The sequence below is a fragment of the Shewanella xiamenensis genome (assembly GCF_014647135.1).
Lineage (GTDB): Bacteria > Pseudomonadota > Gammaproteobacteria > Enterobacterales > Shewanellaceae > Shewanella > Shewanella xiamenensis.
This window is the reverse complement of the sequence record NZ_BMOP01000002.1, coordinates 244,812-267,542: the sequence shown is the minus strand read 5'-3', so window position 1 is coordinate 267,542 and position 22,731 is coordinate 244,812. Positions and strand designations below refer to the sequence as shown.

Annotated in this window: 20 protein-coding genes; 10 read left to right on the top strand and 10 right to left on the bottom strand. The window is 47.0% G+C overall.

What is annotated here, in order from left to right; genetic code table 11:
* The first annotated feature begins 22 nt into the window (after window positions 1-22).
* The 4 genes from ribH (at window position 23) to IEY09_RS02785 (ending at window position 2,447) form a co-directional block, all read left to right on the top strand.
* Window positions 23-499 carry a 6,7-dimethyl-8-ribityllumazine synthase gene (ribH, locus tag IEY09_RS02800; RefSeq protein WP_011073313.1) on the top strand — a complete coding sequence of 159 codons (477 nt, stop codon included), beginning with the start codon at window positions 23-25 and terminating at the stop codon, window positions 497-499.
* Between the two features lie 14 nt (window positions 500-513).
* Window positions 514-918, top strand: a complete 405-nt coding sequence (gene nusB, locus IEY09_RS02795) for a transcription antitermination factor NusB (RefSeq protein WP_011073312.1) — start codon at window positions 514-516, stop codon at window positions 916-918.
* A gap of 78 nt (window positions 919-996) precedes the next feature.
* Window positions 997-1,953 (top strand): thiamine-phosphate kinase, encoded by a 957-nt coding sequence (thiL, locus tag IEY09_RS02790; protein ID WP_047534785.1) that lies wholly within the window; start codon window positions 997-999, stop codon window positions 1,951-1,953.
* A complete protein-coding gene (locus IEY09_RS02785) occupies window positions 1,953-2,447 on the top strand; it encodes a phosphatidylglycerophosphatase A family protein (RefSeq protein ID WP_188869736.1) in 495 nt (164 codons plus the stop codon). The genes thiL and IEY09_RS02785 overlap by 1 nt, the downstream gene beginning before the upstream one ends.
* A gap of 116 nt (window positions 2,448-2,563) precedes the next feature.
* On the opposite strand, the gene recN is transcribed toward IEY09_RS02785, so the two are convergent.
* Together recN and IEY09_RS02775 are read right to left on the bottom strand one after the other, a co-directional pair.
* Window positions 2,564-4,222 carry a DNA repair protein RecN gene (recN, locus tag IEY09_RS02780; protein WP_144376138.1) on the bottom strand — a complete coding sequence of 553 codons (1,659 nt, stop codon included), beginning with the start codon at window positions 4,220-4,222 and terminating at the stop codon, window positions 2,564-2,566.
* 129 nt (window positions 4,223-4,351) lie between these two features.
* On the bottom strand, window positions 4,352-5,314 hold the full coding sequence (locus IEY09_RS02775; protein ID WP_037426245.1) for an AEC family transporter: 963 nt from the start codon (window positions 5,312-5,314) through the stop codon (window positions 4,352-4,354).
* Window positions 5,315-5,566: 252 nt separating this feature from the next.
* On the opposite strand from IEY09_RS02775, the gene lldR reads away from it, so the two are divergent.
* Window positions 5,567-6,466 (top strand): LysR family transcriptional regulator LldR, encoded by a 900-nt coding sequence (lldR, locus tag IEY09_RS02770; protein WP_037426242.1) that lies wholly within the window; start codon window positions 5,567-5,569, stop codon window positions 6,464-6,466.
* Window positions 6,467-6,468: 2 nt separating this feature from the next.
* On the opposite strand, the gene IEY09_RS02765 is transcribed toward lldR, so the two are convergent.
* The 3 genes from IEY09_RS02765 to barA all read right to left on the bottom strand — a co-directional run bounded on the left by IEY09_RS02765 (window position 6,469) and on the right by barA (window position 10,226).
* A complete protein-coding gene (locus IEY09_RS02765; RefSeq protein WP_037421131.1) occupies window positions 6,469-6,702 on the bottom strand; it encodes a DUF3319 domain-containing protein in 234 nt (77 codons plus the stop codon).
* A gap of 142 nt (window positions 6,703-6,844) precedes the next feature.
* Window positions 6,845-7,444, bottom strand: coding sequence for a YjaG family protein (locus IEY09_RS02760; protein ID WP_037421135.1), 600 nt, complete (start codon window positions 7,442-7,444; stop codon window positions 6,845-6,847).
* Complete coding sequence (barA, locus tag IEY09_RS02755; protein ID WP_188869734.1) at window positions 7,419-10,226, bottom strand: two-component sensor histidine kinase BarA; 2,808 nt, start codon at window positions 10,224-10,226, stop codon at window positions 7,419-7,421. Before barA ends, IEY09_RS02760 begins: the two co-directional genes overlap by 26 nt.
* A gap of 101 nt (window positions 10,227-10,327) precedes the next feature.
* Between barA and rlmD the strand changes: the two genes are divergently transcribed.
* Together rlmD and relA are read left to right on the top strand one after the other, a co-directional pair.
* A complete protein-coding gene (gene rlmD, locus IEY09_RS02750; RefSeq protein WP_188869732.1) occupies window positions 10,328-11,677 on the top strand; it encodes a 23S rRNA (uracil(1939)-C(5))-methyltransferase RlmD in 1,350 nt (449 codons plus the stop codon).
* Window positions 11,678-11,867: 190 nt separating this feature from the next.
* Complete coding sequence (gene relA / locus IEY09_RS02745) at window positions 11,868-14,075, top strand: GTP diphosphokinase (protein WP_188869730.1); 2,208 nt, start codon at window positions 11,868-11,870, stop codon at window positions 14,073-14,075.
* A gap of 298 nt (window positions 14,076-14,373) precedes the next feature.
* Here the strand turns inward: relA and IEY09_RS02740 are convergent, their stop codons facing one another.
* Window positions 14,374-15,732 (bottom strand): YjiH family protein, encoded by a 1,359-nt coding sequence (locus tag IEY09_RS02740; protein ID WP_188869728.1) that lies wholly within the window; start codon window positions 15,730-15,732, stop codon window positions 14,374-14,376.
* 702 nt (window positions 15,733-16,434) lie between these two features.
* On the opposite strand from IEY09_RS02740, the gene IEY09_RS02735 reads away from it, so the two are divergent.
* Window positions 16,435-17,154, top strand: coding sequence for a DUF998 domain-containing protein (locus IEY09_RS02735; protein WP_037428556.1), 720 nt, complete (start codon window positions 16,435-16,437; stop codon window positions 17,152-17,154).
* 15 nt (window positions 17,155-17,169) lie between these two features.
* Here IEY09_RS02735 and IEY09_RS02730 read toward each other — a convergent pair whose 3' ends face one another.
* Together IEY09_RS02730 and ubiU are read right to left on the bottom strand one after the other, a co-directional pair.
* Window positions 17,170-18,042: a U32 family peptidase gene (locus tag IEY09_RS02730; RefSeq protein ID WP_188869726.1), complete on the bottom strand. Its 873-nt coding sequence runs from the start codon at window positions 18,040-18,042 to the stop codon at window positions 17,170-17,172.
* 31 nt (window positions 18,043-18,073) lie between these two features.
* Window positions 18,074-19,075: a ubiquinone anaerobic biosynthesis protein UbiU gene (ubiU, locus tag IEY09_RS02725; protein WP_188869724.1), complete on the bottom strand. Its 1,002-nt coding sequence runs from the start codon at window positions 19,073-19,075 to the stop codon at window positions 18,074-18,076.
* 138 nt (window positions 19,076-19,213) lie between these two features.
* Between ubiU and ubiT the strand changes: the two genes are divergently transcribed.
* Window positions 19,214-19,750 carry a ubiquinone anaerobic biosynthesis accessory factor UbiT gene (ubiT, locus tag IEY09_RS02720; protein WP_055647294.1) on the top strand — a complete coding sequence of 179 codons (537 nt, stop codon included), beginning with the start codon at window positions 19,214-19,216 and terminating at the stop codon, window positions 19,748-19,750.
* Window positions 19,751-19,835: 85 nt separating this feature from the next.
* Here ubiT and IEY09_RS02715 read toward each other — a convergent pair whose 3' ends face one another.
* Window positions 19,836-20,087, bottom strand: coding sequence for a YfhL family 4Fe-4S dicluster ferredoxin (locus tag IEY09_RS02715; RefSeq protein ID WP_011621854.1), 252 nt, complete (start codon window positions 20,085-20,087; stop codon window positions 19,836-19,838).
* Between the two features lie 3 nt (window positions 20,088-20,090).
* Entirely contained in the window at window positions 20,091-21,464 is a 1,374-nt protein-coding gene (gene trhP / locus IEY09_RS02710; protein ID WP_037415375.1) for a prephenate-dependent tRNA uridine(34) hydroxylase TrhP, read from the bottom strand.
* 365 nt (window positions 21,465-21,829) lie between these two features.
* Here trhP and IEY09_RS02705 point away from each other — a divergent pair, with 365 nt between their 5' ends.
* Window positions 21,830-22,669 (top strand): HDOD domain-containing protein, encoded by an 840-nt coding sequence (locus tag IEY09_RS02705; protein ID WP_037415376.1) that lies wholly within the window; start codon window positions 21,830-21,832, stop codon window positions 22,667-22,669.
* Window positions 22,670-22,731: the final 62 nt, after the last annotated feature.

The window sequence follows — 22,731 nt, the reverse complement described above, 5'->3', positions numbered from 1 at the left end:
TTTAGCTAAATTAGGTAAGAAAATGAACGTAGTTCAAGGTAATATCGAAGCGAAGAATGCCAAAGTTGCGATTGTAATTTCGCGTTTTAACAGCTTTTTAGTTGAGAGCCTGCTTGAAGGTGCACTTGACACGCTGAAACGTTTTGGCCAAGTCAGTGATGAAAACATCACTGTCGTCCGTGTACCTGGTGCGGTTGAGTTACCACTGGCTGCACGTCGTGTTGCCGCAAGTGGTAAGTTTGACGGTATCATTGCACTTGGTGCTGTGATCCGTGGTGGTACCCCTCATTTTGATTTTGTTGCAGGCGAATGTAACAAAGGTCTAGCTCAAATCGCATTAGAGTTCGATCTGCCCGTTGCCTTCGGTGTATTGACGACAGATACCATTGAACAAGCTATTGAGCGTTCAGGTACTAAAGCGGGTAACAAGGGCGGCGAAGCTGCGCTAAGCTTGCTTGAAATGGTCAACGTTCTGCAACAGCTTGAACAACAGTTGTAATAGTAGGAAAAATAATGAAGCCTTCTGAGCGCCGCAAGGCCCGCCGTTTAGCCGTTCAAGCCATTTATTCATGGCAACTAAGCGGGAATAATATTGCCGATGTCGAGCATGAGTTTTTAACTGAACAGAGTCTCGATGGTGTAGACGTAGCTTATTTTCGTGAGCTATTTGCAGGCGTAGCAACTAAGAAAACCCAATTGGATGAGTTGATCATTCCACACTTAGATCGCCCCATTGATGAGGTGTCTCCAGTGGAGAAAGCCATAGTACGCCTAGCGGCCTATGAGCTGACTTTCCGTAAAGATGTGCCATTTAAAGTTGCCATTAACGAGGCGATTGAATTGGCTAAAGCTTTCGGTGCGGATGAAAGCCATAAGTTTGTTAATGGATTACTCGACAAACTGGTTGCACGTAAGTAATAAGGACAAACGGTATCTTAGGATACCGTTTTTCATTGCTAACAAAGGTGGCCGATGTGAGTCGCGCCAAACTGTACAGTGAAAGAATTCCAGCTTATTGAATGTTATTTCAATCACCGCGGCCCAGCACGCCGTGATGTCAAATTGAGTATTGGCGACGATTGCGCCCTTGTGCAGCCCGCCGAAAACAAGTCGATCGCCATTTCCTGCGATACCTTAGTCGAAAATGTTCACTTCTTCCCCGATATTCCACCTCAAGCCTTAGGTTACAAAGCCTTAGCTGTAAATCTTTCTGATTTAGCGGCAATGGGGGCCGAGCCTGCGTGGATGACGCTTGCACTCACTTTGCCAGAGGTTAACGAGACCTGGCTGAGTGGTTTTAGTGAAGGCCTGTTTGAAGCGGCAGAATATTATGGCATCGCCTTAATAGGTGGTGACACAACTCGCGGGCCTAGGGCAATTAATATCACAGTGCACGGGCAAGTCCCCCATGGCAAAGCCTTGACCCGTCATGGCGCTAAGGCCGGTGACTGGATTTATGTAACGGGTACGCTTGGTGATTCTGCGTTAGGGCTGGACTTGATCCGCGGCGTGCAACATGCGCGAGCGGAGCATAAAGAGTTTTTGATTAATCGCCATTATCGACCCACTCCTCGAGTATTGGCTGGGCAATCATTGCGCTCTTTGGCATCCAGTGCCATCGATTTATCCGATGGTTTTATCTCGGATATTGGGCATATCCTCAAGGCATCAAAGGTTGGCGCTGTAGTCGATGTGGGGGCGATTCCTTTGTCGCGTGCGATGCAAGATACCGTGAGCGAAGAACATGCATTAGGCTATGCGCTGACGGGGGGCGAGGATTATGAACTGCTCTTTACCGTGCCTGAGGCACAAAAAGGTGCGTTAGAAACCGCCCTCAGCCATGCTGGCACTAAGTTTGTCCGTGTTGGGCAAATCTGTGCGGGCAGTAAGCTTAAGTTGCAACTTAATGGTGAGCTATTTACGCCACCGTACCACGGTTTTGAGCATTTTTAATGAAGTTGTTATCCCAAGATCAGGCGCTGTCGCGCCTGTCCCTTAAAAATCCTATTCATTTTTTAGCCCTTGGTTTTGGCAGTGGTTTAGCGGCTAAGGCTCCAGGTACTTTTGGTACCTTGGCGGCAGTCCCGCTCTATTTATTATTGGCCCAGTTGCCCTTGAGTTGGTATTTAGCCGTGACCTTAGTGTGCGTACTCGCGGGGATTTATATCTGCGATAAGGCCGCTAAGGACATGGGCGTACATGACCATGGCGCGATTGTATGGGATGAAGTTGCAGGTTTATTGATCACTATGATTGCCGCCCCCGCTGGTATTCTGTGGCTCGCTGTCGGTTTTGTGCTGTTTCGGCTATTCGATATCCTAAAACCTTGGCCGATACGTTGGCTCGACGCCAAAGTTGAAGGTGGTTTTGGCATTATGATAGACGATGTATTAGCAGGATTTTTTGCACTTATTTGCCTGCAAGTAATTGTCTTTATTAGCCAATAATATCTTTAGTTAACCCAAACTAAAGTTCGTTACCCTATAAATGCCAATGCATTATCTGCTGTAGATAAGGCATTGGCTATCAAGCTTTATTTTCGTTGCAGTGGCTTACTGTATTTTTACTGTAATAGTTCTCGTGCATTGGCGAGAGTGTTAGAAGTAATTGTATCGCCACCAAGAAGTCTGGCTAATTCTTGGATACGTTGCTCCCTATCCAAAGGCATCATTGTGGTTTCTGTACTGCCCGCCTTGTTGAATTTATTCACAAACATATGTTGATGGCCATTACCAGCAACTTGAGGTAAATGGGTTACACAAAGTACTTGAGTCGATTCCCCTAGACTACGCAGCATTCTGCCAACCACTGCAGCGGTCGGGCCTGAAATTCCCACATCCACCTCGTCGAAAATCAGGGTAGGAGTGGCAACCTTTTTCGCGGTAATCACTTGGATGCCTAAACCGATACGCGACAATTCACCGCCAGAGGCTACCCGTGAAATCGGTTGTAAAGGCTGGCCAGGGTTGGTTGTGACCATAAACTCGATGTTATCGCTGCCATTTACCGACATAATCTCGGGATTAAAATTCACTTCAATGGTGAACTTACCCTTGGGCATGTTGAGTTCGTGGATAGATTGAGTCACTAACTTATCCAGTTCTTTTGCATAACGGGCGCGGCTCTGGCTCAGTTTTTGTGCGTTCGCTAAATAAGCTGTTTTACTCGCTTCAACTTGGAGTTGGATTTCCTCTAACTTAGTTTCATCGTCATCGAGGGTTGTGAGTTCCGCTTTGAGCGCCAAATGATGTTCGGCTAATTTGTCAGGGCTAACATGATGCTTACGGGCCAGTTGCATAGCCTTTGAGAGTCGTTCCTCTAAATAGGCAAAATGTGCGGGATCGAGTTCGAGTTTACTCAGGTAATGCTGTAATTCTCCCGCGCTCTCTTGTACTTGAATGAGGGCCTCATTCAACATGGTACTGACATTGGTTAATGCGGGATCGTAGCTTTGCAAATTTTCAGCAAGGCTTACAGCCTTGTTAAGCAGTGATTCAATATTGCTCTCTTCGCCATCTGTGAGTAAATATAGGCTGGCTTGGCAGCTATCCACCAGTTCAGTGCCATTGGCGAGGCGTTTATGCTCTTGCTCAATATCTTCAAATTCACCGATCTTGAGGTCGAATTCATCTAGCTCTTCAACTTGATATTGCACCAGTTGTTTTCGGGCAATACGTTCATGCTGTGAGGCTTCTAATTGCTTGAGTTCGGCTTCGATTTGTTTGCAGCGTTGATAGCTTGCTGCCACTGTGTCTATCAGTAGTCTGTGATTGGCGTAGCTGTCGAGCAAGGTGAGTTGATGATCACTCTTTAGCATAGCGTGGTGGGCGTGCTGACCATGAATACCGACCAGCAATTGCCCGAGTAATTTCAGTTGAGTTAACGGCACAGGATTGCCATTAATGTAGGCGCGTGAGCGGCCATCACTGCCAATAGTTCGACGCAGAATACACTCATCATCAAGTTCGAGATCGTTATCTTCGAGCCAACGTTTGGCAAGGGGAACATCGTGTAGTGAAAATCGAGCACTGACTTCGGTTTTACTTGCACCAGGGCGAACACTACTGGCATCGGCACGATTACCTAGGCACAAACCTAATGCGTCGATGGCGATGGATTTACCTGCGCCAGTTTCACCAGTAATGCTGGTCATACCGGGACGAAAATCCAGTTCGAGAAAACGAACGATAGCGAAATTATTGATGCTGAGTTGGCAAAGCATAATGAGTTCCTGTCGAAAAACTTACCAAATCACTGTATTGATAAACAGTATATACTGATTTTATATACAGTAAAGTGGCTTTGGGTAAATATTCGACACATTGCAATGAGCTAGAGTTTAATCGCTTGTTTATGAATAGGTTTTAACAAGTTGTTCTAAAATAGGTAAGCTAAAAAAAGTCACTATAGTGCCAAATAATATCCCCTGCGCACTGGTTGAGGCTTGGGTGTTATAGCGCTGAGCAAGTAAATAGACGCTGGCCGCCGTAGGTAAGGCACTGAGGATTACACCCATCACTAAGTAATCTCCACTAACGCCAACGCTTTTAAGCATGAAGAAAACCAATGCGGGTTGTAGGATTAATTTAAAGAGGTTGATAAGGCTAAGTTCGATAAGATTCGTCAGGCTAAATACCTTGCTATCTTTTTGGTAGCGCATGGCTTTGGCTAATACCATGCCAACGGCAAATAAAGCGCAGGGGCTTGAGGTATTGCCAATTTGTTGGATCATCATCGCTACGCCAGAGGGTAGTGTTATCCCCAATGCCGAAATTGCAATGCCGATAAAGCAGCCGATAACGATGGGATTTTTAACCACAGCTAAACACATGATCACTACGGCGTGGTGTTGTCTGTGGGTATTTGTCGTAAGCTCCAGCGAGACCAAGGCCACGGCAAACATAAGCACGGACAATAAACTGGCTATGGCGGCGGCAACTAGGGCGCTTTGTTGTTCAGGAAATATAATCACCAGCAGCGGAATACCAATAAATGCGGTATTGCCAAAGGTGGCATTTAAGGCGCGCACGGCGGCAATTGCATGCTGTTTAGGATTGAAAAGTAAGGATATACCAACACAAATCAGATAAATCATCAGCATGGCGGCGCTATAGCCTGCAATAAATCCCCATTGCAGAATTTCTTGGATCGGTTGCTGGGCCAGTGCAATCAAGAGAATGGCAGGAAACGCAATATAGTAGACATATTGATTGAGCACTTGGTCGGTTTCTACTGGGAGAAAACGCAGTTTTTGTACAAGTGTGCCGAGCAGCATGATCCCGAAGACGGCAAACAGAGGGGTTAAAATGGTCATATCCCTCACTCATCCTTTTGTGTTTTTGCTTTCCCGCAAGAAGACGTTGTGGGTGCGCTAGCAGGGAATAATACCTAGGGTAATTGACAATAATCGGTGTTAGCGCAGTAAACTTATTGGCAAAATAGCATAGGATTAACCTTGGAAGCTATTGCGCTATGGTCGTAGAAATGAATAATTCTACGTTTAAAACACAATGAGTTAGTGCCTTATACCTGTGAGCGGCACTCACGCTAAACGATGGGATTGAACATGGCTGATGATGTTGGCGCTGAGCTGCAGTTAATTTATCTGTTTGTGCATTTGGTGAATGCGGGCAGTTTTTCTCAAGCCGCGAAAGTGCTCGATATGCCTATCGCCACCGTGAGCCGTAAGCTGGCCAAGCTTGAAGAAAAACTCGATAAGCAATTGTTTATGCGAAGTACCCGTAAGCTGAGGTTAACCGAGGAAGGTTTAGCGTTATTTCAGCGATATCAGAGTGCGATTGCACAGTTCGATGAGCTCAGTGGCATTGGCAGCGATAAACCTGAAGGCACATTGCGGATAGCTGCGCCAATCTCAATTATTTCAATTATCTTTATTCACGCATTAAACGAGTTTGGCCGTTTATATCCCGATATTCGTTTACACATTTCCCAAAGCAATGAGTTAGTGGATTTAATTGATAAAGGGATTGATGTCGCGATTGTCGGTGGTGCACAGCCTGATTCTTCTTGGGTGTCGAGTACTTTAGGTGAGCTTGATTATCGTTTGTTTGCGACGCCGGAATATTTAGCCCATGCCCCTGAATTAATCCATCCCGATGATCTTGAAAACCATCAGTTGATCAAAGTTTGGCCGCTGTTTAATTGGCATTTAAAGCATCCTAATGGCGAGTCTTTCTATTTTAATGGCCCAACAAAACTCACGCTCACGGATCTCCATGGCGCGATTCAGGCGACCTTAGATCATGGTGGTATTCTGTATGGGCCAGAATTATTTGTAAAACAACAGATTAAAGAAGGGCGTTTAAAAGTGCTCTTACCGGAATGGATTGGCGAACAACGTAGAATTTCGATTCTTTATCACCAGCGTAGTCAGCAACCGCTGAAAGTGAAGGTGTTTATCGAGTTTATGCAATCCAAAGCGCCCGAACTCTTTTCAATGGCTTAAGATTAACGTTTACGGGGTTTTAAAGTATTTTGGCTCATGGAGTTTTGCGTTTGCTTCGCATCTTGCAGGCTCGCGCGGGTGGCGGGCACAATCCCAAGCTCACGGTAATAATTCACTAAACGGCGTAATTCAAATAGAGAACCAATACGGTTTTGCCCGCCTATGGTGAGTTTCCAGGTATCGGTAAGGCCTTCGCTATTGGTTAAAATAAAACCTTGGTAAACAATTTTTTTCATATTGAATGGGTTATAGAGTTAACTCTATCCTCCGGTGATTCAAACCCGTCGTTGATGCTACCTAAGCAGTAAAAATGTTAGGTAACATCACCGGATTTTCAAGGCAACTGAAGAGATAAACCCTAGACCTTAAACGGGTTTATTATGCGACGCTGATCCCGATATTCGATACACCCGCTTCGATAATCTCTTTGCGTAAACCCTTCACTAATTCGGCAGTGATCTTAGGGTTTTCTTCGATAATTTCCAGCAGGGTATTTTGTAGCGCGCGCTCTTCTTCCATCACTTCATGGGCGAAGACGTAGTCATCTAAGGCATCATCGGTTAACTCTACATCGCTGATAGTCTCGATATAGTTCGCCACAGTGCTTGAGGATAACTTACTGATATTGGTGATATCTTCCTCAAGGTTGGTTTGAATCGCCCCAAGCAAAGTGGAAAGTGCAACCACGGCATCCATTGCTGGGTATACGCCATAGCTATCAAAATCGGCAGGATCTGGGGTGTTATCTTCTAAGCGTTGCAGATGCACATCGATGTTGAATTTCAGCTTATTGTCGTACTGGGATTGCCAAAGAAGCTCGAGCACAGTGCTTAATACCGCAGGATCACCAAACTCACAAACCTCTGAAAACAGTTGATAGTTAGGCAACATTCGTTGGCAAAGGGCAATGGCAAAGAGTTTTTTCTGTGGTAGTTCTAGCGCTTTTAAACGCTTAAAGAAGCCCGTTTTTTTGGTCATCTGTTATTTCCGCTGATAGCTGTGATAGCACTTGTTTTGCCGCCGATTCTACCTTAGTTAGCTCATCAAGTAACTCTAGTATTTCCGGTTCGAGATCTTCGACACGGGCATCACGTTTCAATGCCGATTCAATCTCTTGGCATAATCGCTGTGTGGTCGGCACCCCGCAATAGCAACTGGCGCCATGAAGTTTATGGATAGTGCTGAGCATCGTGGTTTGATCGTTTTGACTCAGTGCCGTCTCTATCGCCGAGACCGTTTGAGGTAACGATTCCAATAACATGCGTAGCATATCTAATGCTAGGTCAGACTTATGGTTAGCTTGGGTTAAGCAAAGATCCCAGTTGAGGGTATGTAAATCAAAGTGAGTGAATTTGGGCCGAGTAATCCAGCGGTTAATCTCTGCTTTAAGTGCGGCTTCATCTATGGGTTTGGGCAAATAACCATCCATGCCACTACCTAAAATTAGCTCACGTTCCTCGGCAATGGCATGGGCGGTTACGGCAATAATCGGCGTATTGCGGTTCATCGACCCTTGGCGAATTTGCTTGGTCGCACTGATGCCATCGGTGCCCGGCATCTGGATATCCATAAAGATAAGATCAAAAGTGCGAGTCTTTGCCTGTTTTACCGCTTCTTCACCGCTATTGACAGCGATAACGGTAGTGACTAGTTCGTTAAGCAGCGTATCAATCAGTTTTAAATTGGCGAAGTTATCGTCCACCGCTAATACGGTAAGCGATTGGCGCGCCGCTGGAACTGTAATATTTGCGGGTGGTAATAGGTCATATTCCATTGGTGGATAGAGCATATTACGCGCCAGTTGGTGCTCGCTTACTGGCAGAGACAATACCACGTCAGCATTGGGGCGAATAAACTGACTTAACATGTCTTGCTCTTGGCAGTCGAATAGCACGACTAAACAATCTGTTTTTGTCTTGGCTAGATTTAACGTACTCACCAATTGATTGGGATTGCTAAATCCATGGCAACTCAATAACACATAATCAAACGGATGCTCAGTCGTTGATAGGGTTGTCAGCAAACTAGGAATATGTTGATGATGAGTGACCTTAGTATCCCACTGTGTTAGTTGGCGACTAATCACTGAATGGGTGAGCACTCTGGGCTCATAAAAGAGCACGGTTTTATCTTTCAGTTTTTCAAGCGGTAGTGAATCACCAATTTGGAATTGACCAAGGCCCAAAGGCAGCGTAAACCAGAAGTTCGAGCCCTTATCCACTGACGAGGTAAAGCCAATTTGCCCGCCCATTTGGTTGACGAGGCGTTTGGTGATGACTAATCCAAGCCCTGTTCCGCCAAAGCGGCGGGAAATCGAGGAGTCCGCTTGACCAAAGGCTTGGAACAGGAAGTCTTGCTGACTTTCATCAATCCCAATCCCAGTATCGATAACATCACAGCGCAGCACCACTTGTTCATCGGTCTGCGCTTGTAATTCTAATTTAACCAGTACGCTGCCTGAGTCGGTAAACTTGATAGCATTGCCCACTAAATTATTGATAATTTGGCACACTCGCATGGCATCGCCGTTAACGTTGTCGGGGACGTTGGGCGCAATATCGACGACCAATTCCAGCCCTTTGGCCTGCGCGCTACCGGAGATTAAAGTGATGGTTTCACCCAAGGTTTCCCTTAGGCCGAATGGCATGTTTTCTAACACCATTTTGCCGGCTTCAAGTTTCGAGAAGTCGAGGATATCGTTGATAATCGCCAGTAGATTAGTCGCGCTGCGCTCAATGGTATTAATGTAATCGACTTGGCTCGAGTGCAGCGGGGTTTTAACGAGTTGGCGCGCAAAACCAATCACACCATTAAGCGGTGTTCGCAGTTCATGGGACATATTCGCCAAAAACTCTGACTTAATGCGGCTAGCTTCTAACGCGCGTTTTTTGGCTAAATCGAGCTCGACGTTTTGGATCTCAATTTGTTCTAAGGTTTCCCGCAGATCCGATGTCGCCTGATCGATATTTTGCTGCATCTCATCGTGGTATTCCGATAACGATCCTGCCATGGCATTAATGCCGCGTTTTAGCAGATCCAGCTCGCCGATAAGATTGCCTTCGAGCCGCGCATCCAGTTTACCCTCACGGATTTTGGCGACCACCCGCACCATTTCGGTAATCGGCTGGGTGACGTTTTTAACCAGACGAAAGGTAAACAACAGGTTCAATTGCACCCCAATCAACACGATAATAAAGGCGGCCACGGCGGCTCTGTGTTGCTCTAGCAAGGCGCGTTCTTTATTGATAATGACCGAAATATAGCCGAGTAACTCGCCATTATCGGTTTGGATATCAAAATTTGCAGGCTCGCCACCCGTAGGCTGAGCGGTGGCAAAGATCGGTGTGCGTAGAATAAGGCTGTCGCCTACATGTTCAATTTCGGTTTTGTGCAGATTGGTTAGCGCCTCTTTGTAGCGCATGATCTCGAAATCTTTATGGTAGTGCGATGTAACAAAGAGTTGATTATGGATATCAAAAATCGCAATCGATTTAACCAGCGTGGATTTATTGAGTTGGGCTGCGGCAAGGAGTCTTTTCGTTGCTTCCCTATCATTACCGACCAGTCCCACTTCGCTGGCAATTGCTAAAGGCTCGATAATATTACTGCCCTGTTCAATCAGCGTATCTTCGAGTTCATAGAAGCGATTTATGGTAAAGTAGCTGCCCAGCAGAATACCGACTAAGATCGTCGGCGCAAGCGCAAGCACCAGAACCCAGGAACGTAAGCTGTATTTGGTCATGTTGTTGACAGGGTTCATAGCCGCAGCGCAGTTTCCTAAGTTCTAGGGACGATATAATTTTATAAGACTGCCAGAAAAAGGGCGGTCTTGACCAGTTTTTTATTGATTTAGAGGCCGGAATGGCACAATTTTTTAAAGCAAAACCAAATAGTTCCAAGCAATTGTCCGCGAAGCAATCCTTTAGCGTGCAACAGCTCGATCACCTTGGGGCAGGTATAGCACAACATCAGGGAAAAGTCGTATTTATCCCCGGCGCCTTGCCCAGTGAAACCGTGCAGGCGCAGCTGACCGAACAAAAGAAAAACTATGCCCGAGCCAAGCTTATTAAAGTCGAGACGCCAAGCGCTGAGCGGGTTTTGCCGTTATGTCCACACTACCAAAGCTGTGGTGGCTGTGATTTGCAGCATATGTCATTAGCTGGCCAGCGTGAGCATAAGTCGGCGGCCTTGATTGATATTATGGCCAAATTTGCTGGCGCCGAAGGCAACTCAGTGCCCGCATTGACCGGCGAAGGCTGGCACTATCGCCGCCGCGCACGCCTTGCGACCCTATTTGATAAAAATACCAAGCAGTTAAGCCTTGGGTTTCGTGCCTCAAGCAGCAACCAAGTCGTACCTATTGATAGCTGTTTAGTCTTGGCTAAGCCCTTAGCGGATTTAATCGCCCCGTTTGCTAAGTTACTTAATCAACTGGCGGCGAAATCAAGCCTTGGGCACTTAGAATTGATTGATGCCGACAATGGTCATTTTGCGGTAATTCGAATCACAAAAACCTTAAACGATAAGGATATGGCTAAGCTTGCGCAGTTTGCCGAGCAGCATCAAATCCATATTTGTTTGCAAGACAACGACGGCGAGTTCCATGGGGTGAATGGCTCGCTGTTATTGCCCGTCTATCAGCTGCTCGATGATAAAGCCGATGCAACGCCTGTGAGCTTAACCTTTACCCCTGGCAACTTTGTGCAAGTCAATGCGCAAATTAACAAGGCCATGGTGGCGCAGGCGTTAGACTGGTTAGCACCGCAGCCGGGTGAGCGCATTCTCGATCTCTTCTGTGGTATGGGGAACTTCAGTTTGCCTTTAGCTAAACTGGGCGCCGAAGTGATTGGGGTTGAAGGGGTGCCAGAAATGGTTAGCCAAGCCCGTGAAAACGCGGCGGCAAATGGCTTAAGCAATTTAACCTTTTACCATGGCGACTTAAGTGCCGATTTATCCTGCGAGCCTTGGATGGGTAAGATTGATAAATTGCTACTCGATCCAGCACGCGCGGGTGCATTTGAGAGTTTGCAATGGCTTAAGAAGATGAAACCCCGCCAAGTGGTGTATGTGTCTTGTAATCCGGCGAGCTTAGCCCGCGACAGTGCGGTGTTGCTCGAACGTGGCTACAAGTTACAAAAGTTAGGCTTAATCGATATGTTCCCGCAGACACATCATATCGAAGCCATGGCGTTGTTTGAGCTTGCAAAATAAGTCTTGTATGTCGGGCAAGGTTTTCTCATTTGCCCGCGTTATTCGTGTGTAAAGTAAGCAAAGCGTTTGAATAACGTAAAAAATGTGAAGTTTCGTCTCGTTGGGTTTGACAAGTCCGTGCCAATGCTGAAGATAGGAGTGCCGAGGTGGTGCCACTTTTCTCTGAGCACGAATAAGGAAACAAATTAAGATGGTCTCTGTTCGCGAAGCGCACTTTAATGATCCCGATTTTCATCTTGAAGAGTGGGTGGCTCGCTATGTTAGTCATGTCGATGAGGCGCAAACCTTACTCGACCTGATTGAGCAGGTCGATGCTTTACCCGCTAAGAGTCCTGCCGCGAAAAGAGAACTGCTTGAACGTGCCCGCGAGATGATTGAAATCCTCGCGCCTCTGAATATGGACATTGAGACGCTGCAAGCGGCCATCCTGTTTGTGGTGTTTGATGCGGGCTTATTAGACGAAGAAGCGATCAAAGAAAAGTTTGGTGAGCCGCTGGCGCGTTTAGTCGCCAGCGTGGTGACCATGGATGCTATTGGCGCGTTAAAAATCAATCCCAATAGCCGCTCAACCGAGCCGCAAATCGACAATATCCGCCGCATGTTGCTGGCGATGGTCGAAGACGTGCGCGCCGTGGTGATAAAACTGGCCGAGCGTGTTTGTTTGCTGCGCGCCGTGAAAAATGCCGACGAAGAAACTCGCGTCTTGCTGGCCCGCGAAATCGCCGATATCTATGCGCCGCTCGCTAACCGTTTGGGTATTGGTCAGTTAAAGTGGGAATTAGAAGATATTTCCTTCCGTTATCTGCATCCAGATACCTACAAGGATATTGCCAAACAGCTTGATGGTAAGCGGTTAGACCGCGAAGTCTATATCGAAAAATTTGTTGAACAGTTGCAACAACGCCTCGATGAGGATCATATCCGCGCTAAGGTGTATGGTCGTCCAAAACATATCTACAGCATCTGGCGTAAGATGAAGGGCAAACACCTCAAGTTTGATGAGTTGTTTGACGTGCGCGCCGTGCGGATTGTCACCGAACGTTTGCAGGACTGCTACGGCGCCTTAGGGGTGGTGCATACACTTTGGCACCATATCCCGCGCGAGTTCGACGATTACGTGGCCAACCCTAAACCTAACGGGTATCAATCCATCCATACTGTTGTGGTGGGGCCAGAGGGTAAAACCGTTGAAATTCAAATTCGTACCCAAGATATGCATGAAGATGCAGAGCTGGGGGTTGCCGCGCACTGGAAATACAAAGAGGGTAATCACTCCGGTAAGCAAAGCGGTTACGAAGAAAAAATCAATTGGCTGCGTAAAATTCTGCAATGGCAGGAGGACGTGGTCGAAAGCGGCAACTTGGTTGAAGAAGTCCGCAGCCAAGTGTTTGAAGATAGAGTCTATGTGTTTACCCCAAGCGGTGAAGTGGTCGACTTGCCACTTGGCTCAACCGTGCTCGACTTTGCTTACTATATTCACTCGCAGGTCGGCCATAAGTGTATCGGTGCTAAGGTCGATGGCCGCATTGTGCCGTTTACTTATCAGGTTGAAACGGGTGAGCGTATCGAGATCATTACCTCGAAGCACCCCAATCCTAAGCGCGATTGGCTCAATCCAAACTTAGGTTATATCCGCACATCGCGGGCGCGCTCGAAAATTCAGCATTGGTTTAAGCAGCAAGACCGCGATAAAAACATTATCGCCGGTAAAGAAATGCTCGAAGCCGAGCTGGCGCGAGTGAGCCTTAAAATCAAAGATGCTGCCATCGCTGTTGAACGTTTTAACATGGCAAGTATGGACGACTTGCTTGCGGCCATCGGTGGCGGTGATGTGCGTTTACATCAGGTTGTTAACCATATCCAGAGTAAGTTGCGCCTCGATGAGGCGAGCGAAGAAGATGCAGTTGAAGAATTAGTTAAGAAGAGCCAACCCAAATCTGGTACCAACAGCCGTGGGCAGGTGGAAGTGAATGGCGTGGGTAACTTACTCAGCCATATCGCCCGTTGCTGCCAGCCCGTGCCTGGGGATGAGATTTTAGGCTTTATCACTAAAGGGCGCGGTATTTCGGTGCATCGCTCCGACTGTGAGCAGGTGAAAGAGTTAATGCGCGTTCACCCAGAACGTGGCGTCGATGTGGTTTGGGGCGAGAACTATTCAGGTGGTTATCGCATGCGCCTGCGCGTCTTAGCCCATGATCGCAGCGGCTTATTGCGGGATCTCACCTCAGTACTCGCCGCCGAAAAATCCAATGTACTCGCCATGAGCTCCTCATCGGATATTAAGAATCAGACGGCAGCCATTGAGCTGGAATTAGAGCTATACAACCTCGATGGCTTATCGCGGGTGTTATCTAAGCTCTCCCAAGTCGATAGCGTGATTGAAGCGCGCAGATTGTAATTCTCGACGCTGTGATGATGCGTTGTAAAAAAGCGGTAGAGCATAAAGCGCTACCGCTTTTTTGTATCTGACGGGCACAAGTAAGTTAAAAATAGACTGCATAGCTCCGCGGAGTTGGGTGATGCTTAGATGCAGAGGTTGGCTGCTCGTGGGGCATGGCATTTTATCTATTCAGGGCGTTTATTATCATTATTTCGCAGTGAAAGTTGCACGTACGGTTATTAGTAGGGCGATAGTGAGTACAAAAAAGGGGAGTCAGTTAATCTGACTCCCCTTGATATTTAAGGTTATGTTGCGCTTAGAACAGCAGGTGAGCCACGCCGGCAATTACTGGCAGAGTCACTAAGGTGCGCAGTACGAACACGACAAAAAGCTCAACAAAATTCACTGGGATCTTACTGCCAATCAGCAGTGCGCCCACTTCACTCATGTAAATTAGCTGGGTTACGGATAACGCGGCAATCACAAAGCGGGTCATATCCGATTCGATAGAGCTGGCTAAAATCGACGGGATAAACATATCGGCAAAGCCAACAACGATAGTTTTAGAGGCTTCGGTGGCTTCTGGGATATGCAGCAGTTCCAGTAACGGAATGAATGGCATACCTAAGTAATTGAAGATAGGCGTATGCTCGGCGATGATCAGCGCGGTGGTACCAATGGCCATTACTACAGGGAGAATGCCAAATATCATATCGATAACGTTTTTAATACCTTCATTTAAGACGGCTTTGATACCACCAGCACTGGCCGCTTTCTCGAGCGCTTTATCAAAGCCCCAAGAGAGTGCGCCGTGTCCTGCGGGGATCATCTCATCATCGGGTTGACGTGGCGTATCGTCGATATAGTTATCCTTCTTCCACGACAGTGGCGGTAACTTAGGTACAATCACGGCCGCCGCAAAACCCGCTAAACACACGGTCAGGTAGAAGGGCACAAACATATGCTCTAACTTCACCTGTGAGATCACCACTAAGCTGAAGGTAATTGACACCGCCGAGAAGGTGGTACCGATAACCGCGGCTTCCCTTTGGGTGTAAAAACGCGCTTCGTATTGCTTGCTGGTCAGCAGGATCCCAACGCTACCATCACCTAACCAAGAGGCCATACAGTCGATGGCGCTGCGACCTGGCAGGTTAAACACGGGGCGCATCACTTTAGTCAGCAGAGTACCAAATAGCTCTAATAGACCGAAGTTTAATAGCAGTGGCAGCAACATACCGGCGAAGATAAACACCGAGAAGAGTACCGGTAACAAATCGTTCAGCACTAAGGCACCGGTACTTGAAGAGTTAATCGCTTCGGGGCCAATGCCAAAGTAGGTCAGCACGATAAAGACAGCGCCAACGACACGGGTGGTAAGCCACAGCGGGCTGATATTGAGTAAACCATTGAGGAAGTGATTGTTCAGCACAAACTTAGGTTTGAGTAACTTTGTCAGCACAGAGGCAAAGGCCATGGCGACAACAATCACAGTCACGATTAAGGTTAATACATCGCTTAACACGCTTTGCAGTGCTTTAGAGATGATTGCGATGGGAATAGTTATCGCATCGTTATAGCTGATAGGGGTCATAAACAGCAGCAGACCGATCAGCGAAGGGACGATAAAGGTGAGTATCGTCTTAATGTTGCGGTTTTTATGTTCAGTAGCCAATGGTGTACACCTTAAAGTACGAGTCGCACAAATAAACTTGAATCAATGCTCTCTCAAAACCGCATTCTTTGCTGGGGTGAGGTGCATTTTAATTCAACTCAAAATCGAGAAGGGGGAAGATTACTCGCTTAGCGCCGCTATGTAAAACGATTCGGAAATTTGTTTGAGATAAGCAGCAAAATAGCATAGTTATTTGGGCGATTTCTAATGAATGATTTGGGCGTAAAATAGCGTTTTTATGCAGATTATTTTAATTGAATCAAGTGATTACATTGTTGTGTTGCGAATTGTTTATTGAGTTGTTTTACTCTTGGGGTTGTTGGTTTTTTTGTGATATTTTGTTCAAAATTTTCTCAATGGATCTTCACTAAATACACTTTTAGATGCTTTTTTGTCCATGAATCGTATCGGGGCTTCAGTTGTTGCTAACTTAATGTGAGCGAACTAACACTGGTGGCAATGATGGGTTAACCTTTTGGGACGATACAGCGATAATTGAATTTATTGTGATTATTTATTCATTTTTAACTTTGGATTTGCATATATTTTATTGAAAAATGACTAAATTCGGAGTGTTTTTGCGATGACTAAAAAATCGCGAATAGTGATGAAATAAAATATTACGCTAAAGAGGATAGGGGCCGCTTTAATTCTTTGTAATTCCATGTAAGTTAGTACTACTTTGGTTTGGCTAAATTATCCATGACTGTTATAAAAATGAATATGGCAACAAGGGGCTCGGCACTTGCCACTAAGTTTGGTTTTCTTGGTATTTTTGGATTGATGCTGGGGATCTGTGTGGCGGTATTCGGATTTGATTATTCTGAAACACGCTCCTTCAATTTTTTAAATCATACACTGAGTGAATTGGGTACCTATGGCCATTCTAGCTTTGCCGTGGTGCTCAATGGCGGTTTATTTTTTGGCAGTTTAAGCGTTGTTTTTTATTGTCTTTCCTCCCTACAGACTGTAAGCGGGTTTTGGGGGTATCCTTTCTTTTGCGCTTTAGCACTGACGTTTTTAGCCTTAGCCTGTGTTGGGCTATTTCCAGTCAATGTGTATCACTTGCATATCCTCGCACTTAAATGGTTTTTCTACTTTGGCAGCTTAAGTGCAATTTGTTATCTACTATGGGTGGGATTCGGCTCGCAGCACCGTCAGCGCTTGACGATATTATTAGCGCTGTTGGTATTGCTCAGTATGATGACTTTTCTCTATGTGCCGCTGTTAGCATTGGGCTTAACGGAAGGAGACAGACCTTTCTATCAAGAAATGGTACTGCAATTGCCAAGGCCCGATTTATGGTGGCCTGCATTGCTGGAATGGATTGGGCTTGGGAGTCTATTAAGTTGGACGGTGGCGCTGCTATTAACACCACCATCATGTATCCCCACATTGACCCAGCAGCAAACGCTTGAGTGAAGTAGGCTATGTCTTTTATCTGACCAAGGATTTTAGCCCTGCTTCGCCAAACCAGTAACCGTTACAGTGATCATCGCTAAGAGGAAACTGAGCGTCCGTTGCCTCGCTAGTTAATGCCTCGACCAGCGTATCGGCCTGAGTGATACAGGCTACGCTGCTGGGCGAAACCCGAAACACATCTACGCCAACCTTTATCATTTCATTGATTTCGCTGCGCAAATCGACACAGCTGGCCGACTGGGTTTGAATGCCATTTAACCTCAGCAAAGGCTGAGCTTCTTGGGTTTGTGCTAGTAAACCCTTGCTGTATTGGCGGCAAACGGTTTCGCAGCTGTCCTTCGACAAATGTTGATGCCTTGCAGTAAAGCAACGCGCCGAGTGGGCGAGCGGCAAGTAGCCATGGCCGAGTACTTCGACTTCGAATTCGGGCTTTTGCGCGACCACTTGGCTAAGCCAAGTCTTCGACAGTTCTACCGGCATCACAAAGCGCTGCATGCCAAAGCGCTGCAAAATATCTAAACTGGCGCGGTTGTAGTTATTGATGCTGGCGCCGCAGACAAAGGGCAGCTTGTGCTCCTTGGCGAGATACACGGCCGCCATGTCGTTGGCCTCAATGCTAAATTCGCCATTGTCGACTTGGCGTTTAAGCTCAGTGTATTCAGAGGGCGCTTCGATTAGGGCGAGCGTCGACAGCACCACCTCTTTACCCGCAGATTTAAGCATTTTGGCCAGTTCAAGATAGTCGCCAAACTTGAGTTCGCGTCGACGGCTACAAACGGCTTCACCCAGATAAACTAATGGGATCTGGCTGTTGGCTACTTGCTGGTAAAAGTCGATGACCTGTTGTTTTTCCCAGCAATAGAGCAGTGGGCCGAGGGAAATTTTCATAATCGTTTCTTCTTCGTGGTTATTGCTAGGGCTATTGCCAGTCACGCTCGTAGGCGCCTAAGGTGGTAATTTGACCTTCGGAGACTTTTGCTAGGGCTTGCTCCCAATGGGCCTGCGTCTGGAATTTATCTGGCTGTTTAAGATAAGTATCAATCGCTTGACGCCAAACTTTAGTCACTTGCTCCACATAGGCTGGGCTGCGTTGACGCCCCTCAATCTTGAGTGACACTATGCCCGCCTTGGCAAGCTCAGGCAGCAAGCTAAGGGTATTTAAGCTGGTGGGAGACTCGAGCAGATATTGCGGTTTATCATCGTCTTGGGTGAGATAACGGCCCTTACAGACCACAGGATAGCCCATTTGTTCATCGAGCCCTGATTTATCAATTAAGACCTCGTTGAGGCGAGTCAGCCTGTCTTGGCCCTGTTCCTGCCAGCGCACGTGTTTCGCTGGCGAGCAAGAGCCACCAGTGTTTGGCGATTGACCGGTAACATAGGAGGATAAGTGGCAGCGGCCTTCGGCCATAATGCACAGGCTGCCAAAGGCAAAGACCTCTAAATCGACTGGGCTGACCTTGGCTAAGTCACGTACTTGTTTCATCGACAGCACTCTGGGTAATACCACCCGCGCGATATTAAAAGCCTCTTTATAAAAACTCAGTGCGCCCAAGTTGGTGGCGCTGGCCTGTACCGATAAATGCAGCGGAATATGCGGATATTGCCTGTGGGCATAGTCGAGCAGCGACAGATCGGCAACGATTAAGGCATCAACGCCAATACTGGCCGCCAAGTCGATAGCTTGATACCAACGGTGCTCTTCATTTGGCTTAGGAAAGGTATTTAAGGTGAGGAAGATTTTCTTGCCCCGCTGATGGGTGAGCTCGGCGGCTTCCTGTAATTTTGCAGGGGTGAAGTTTAAGCCCGCGAATGAACGTGCATTGGTATCATCCTTTAACCCAAGGTAGACAGCATCGGCTCCGGCCTGCAGCGCCGACTTTAGCGAGGCCAGGTTTCCTGCTGGACACAACAACTCCATAATGGTGCTCCCGATAAAATAACAGGGGCAGAGTGTAGGGAAGATTGAATGGCGGTGAATTGATTTAAAACAGGTTTAAGATCATAAAATCTCGGTAAACTGGGAGATATAGTGTTTTTTATCCTTAGGTAACTGCTTATGTCCGCTGTTTTTTCAGCTAATCTTGCTAAACAATTGTTAGAACTCACCCCAAAACTGATCCGTTTGCCACTCTCTAAAGTGCCCTTTAGCCTCAAGGCCAAGGTGCTAAGCCAACTACTAACACAGTTGCTGGCATCGCAGGCCGAAGATGGCGAGTTAGATTTTTTGGCAGGTAAGTGGGTTGCGATTCGAGTTGAAGATCTAAATCTGCATTTTGAAGTGAGTTTCGATGGCCGTTGGCAGGTGCGTGAACTGACCGATGCCCAAGTGACATTTAGTGCCAAGTCTGCGGAATTATTGTTGGTTGCGGCGGCGAAAGAAGACCCAGATACGCTGTTTTTCCAGCGTAAACTGAGCATTGAAGGCGATACCGAGTTAGGGCTTGAGGTGAAAAACCTGCTGCTCAGTATCGAATTTGCTAGCTTACCTACGCCGATCCGCTTAAGCGTTGAAAAGCTGGCCGATGCCATTGTGCGTTTGCAGCTTGAGGCAAAACCGACGGTGATTTTAGCTAAATCCCCAAGCTTAAGCTGATGCGAACGTGGTTGTAATCAACCGATAAACAAAGCCCCGCTTACATTGCGGGGCTTTTTGTTAAGTTTAAACGGCTGACGCTCACTCAAATTTTTTGCGTGAGAATGGCAAATTTGACCAACAGCTCGTCGTGGGACTCGACGCGGTTAGGGTCAGGGTCAATACAATCAATCGGACAGACGGAGACGCAGGTCGGCTTATCGTAGTGGCCTACGCATTCGGTGCAGCGGTCTGGGTCGATTTCATAGATTTCTTCCCCCATGGTGATGGCCTGATTTGGGCATTCAGGTTCACACATGTCGCAATTGATGCAGCTGTCGTCGATCAGTAATGCCATGCCTTAGCCTGCTTCGTGTGGGTTACGGGTATCCTGACCTTGAGGCAGGTTACGCAGTAAAATACCGTGGTTCAGATCAACCTCTTTTGGCACGGGCAAGTAAACGGTATGGCCTGAACCTAAACCTGCCTCAACCGCTTCGGCTTTGCGGTTTTCGAGTTGTTCGATAGTGAGGCTGATATTGCCCTGCGGCGTCATTAATTCAACACTATCACCGACAGAGAATTTGTTCTTCACTTCGATTTCGGCAAGGCCAGCCAGATTGCGTTTACCGGTTAATTCACCGACAAATTGTTGGGTATCGCTAACCGAGTAGCCATAGTCGTAGTTTTGGTATTCATCATGCACGTGGCGACGTAAGAAGCCTTCGGTATAGCCGCGGTGCGCTAAGCCTTCGAGTTGGTTCATTAAGCTGCGATCGAAGCTCTTGCCTGAGGCGGCATCGTCGATGGCCTGACGGTATAGCTGGGCGGTACGGGCCACATAGTAGAACGACTTAGTACGACCTTCGATCTTCAGCGAGTCGATGCCCATTTTGGCCAAACGCTCAACGTGTTGGATTGCGCGTAAGTCCTTAGAGTTCATGATATAAGTGCCATGCTCATCTTCAAACGCTGGCATGTATTCGCCGGGGCGATTGGCTTCTTGCAGCAGGAAGATTTGGTCGGTCGCAGGACCCGCGCCTAAGGTCGGCGTCTCGATTTGCACCGCATTAGCTTGTGGCGACAGAGCGATGATATCGCCCGAGTCGGTTTGCTGCGCTTCATGCACATCGTATTTCCAGCGACAGGCGTTAGTACAAGTGCCTTGGTTTGGATCGCGTTTGTTGATGTAACCCGACAGTAAACAGCGGCCAGAGTAGGCCATACACAGGGCGCCGTGGACAAACACTTCTAACTCGATATCCGGGCAGCGTTGACGGATTTCTTCGATTTCATCTAAGGATAATTCGCGGGATAAAATCACCCGTTTAATGCCTTGGGTCTGCCAGAATTTGACCGATGCCCAGTTAATGGCGTTGGCTTGTACCGATAAATGCACCACTTGCTCAGGGAAGGCTTCACGCACCATCATGATTAAACCTGGGTCTGACATGATCAGCGCATCGGGCTTCATCGCCACTACGGGTTCCATATCCTTGATATAGGTTTTGAGCTTAGCGTTGTGGGGGGCAATGTTACTCACCACATAAAGCTTTTTACCTAACGCATGGGCTTCTTCGATACCTGTGGCTAGGTTTTCCATTTTAAAGTCGTTATTACGTACCCTTAGGCTGTATCTCGGCTGACCGGCATACACGGCATCTGCACCATAGGCAAAGGCGTAACGCATGTTTTTCAGCGTCCCAGCGGGAGATAACAACTCTGGTTTAAACATAATGACTCTCGAATTGGTTGGTAGATGGAGGCGCAGTGCGCGGGGGCGGCATTTTACACAATCAAAGTAGGGTTATGCAAATTGCTACGTCTAAGATTAGGTATAGTTCGCGTTTTACGAATATACCTACCATTCTTGCTCTGACGATCGCGCGAGACCATTAATCCATTTGTGTGTTTCCATTGATTTTCACCTTTAACTTAATCTGAGATATCAAAGCGTAAAATGTTTTGTCGTGAGACTAAATTGATAACAGCGTCATACAAATAATTAACGTCTGATGCTTTTTTCTGCCCATCAAATGATCGTCAACTGATATACTCCAACTATTACCGCTTTATGTTTGCAGATTGATGGGAGCGAAGATGTCTACTGAACATCTACTGTTAGTCGGATTACTTAAAAAATTAAAAGATGATGCCTTAGTATTGCCAACCTTGCCTGAAGTCGCCATGCGGGTGCAAGAAGTGGTGAGCCGCTCAGATGCAAGTCTTAAGCAAGTGGCAGAGGTGATCGGTCAAGATGCGGCCATTTCGGCGCGTATTATTAAAGTGGCCAACAGTGCCTTGTATAGTCGTGGGATTCCCGCCGAGAGTATTAATAGCGCAGTCTCCCGTATTGGCTTAATCCAAATTAAGAGTATTGCGACATCAGTGGCGATGGAGCAGCTATTTATTTCCACCAATGAAATGGTGTGGGAAGTGATGGATGAGGTTTGGCGTACTTCTATCGATGTGACGGCCGCGGCTTGTGCCATATTGCAGATGTACAATAAGCGTCGTCCTAGCCAGTTAAATTTAGACACTTTAACCCTTGCAGGTTTAGTCCATAATATCGGTGCTTTGCCTGTGCTCACCGAGGCGGAGGCCCATCCTGAGTTATTTACCAGTATTGAGCAATTGCGTTCTTTAGTACGTAAAATGCAAGGCCCTTTAGGTCGTGCCGTGTTAAAAAGTTGGGATTTTGCACCAGAGGTGATGGAAGTGGTTGAGCGATGGGCTGATTTGCCCTATTTACCCGACCATGTTACCTACTTAGATTTTATTCGCGCCGCGGCATTTTACACTGGTGAGTTACGCGCAGGAGCTGATTTTGAGCAGCGGATGGATGTGTTTGTTAGCCGTGGATTGCCCGTCTCGGCGAATGACTTAGCAAGTGATGAATTTATGGATAAATTCCATTCAATCAAAGAAAGTTACCAGTAATCCTAGGGCTTAGAAGGAAATTAATCTTGTCCTATGGTGAGGAAATATTGGTCATTAGCTTA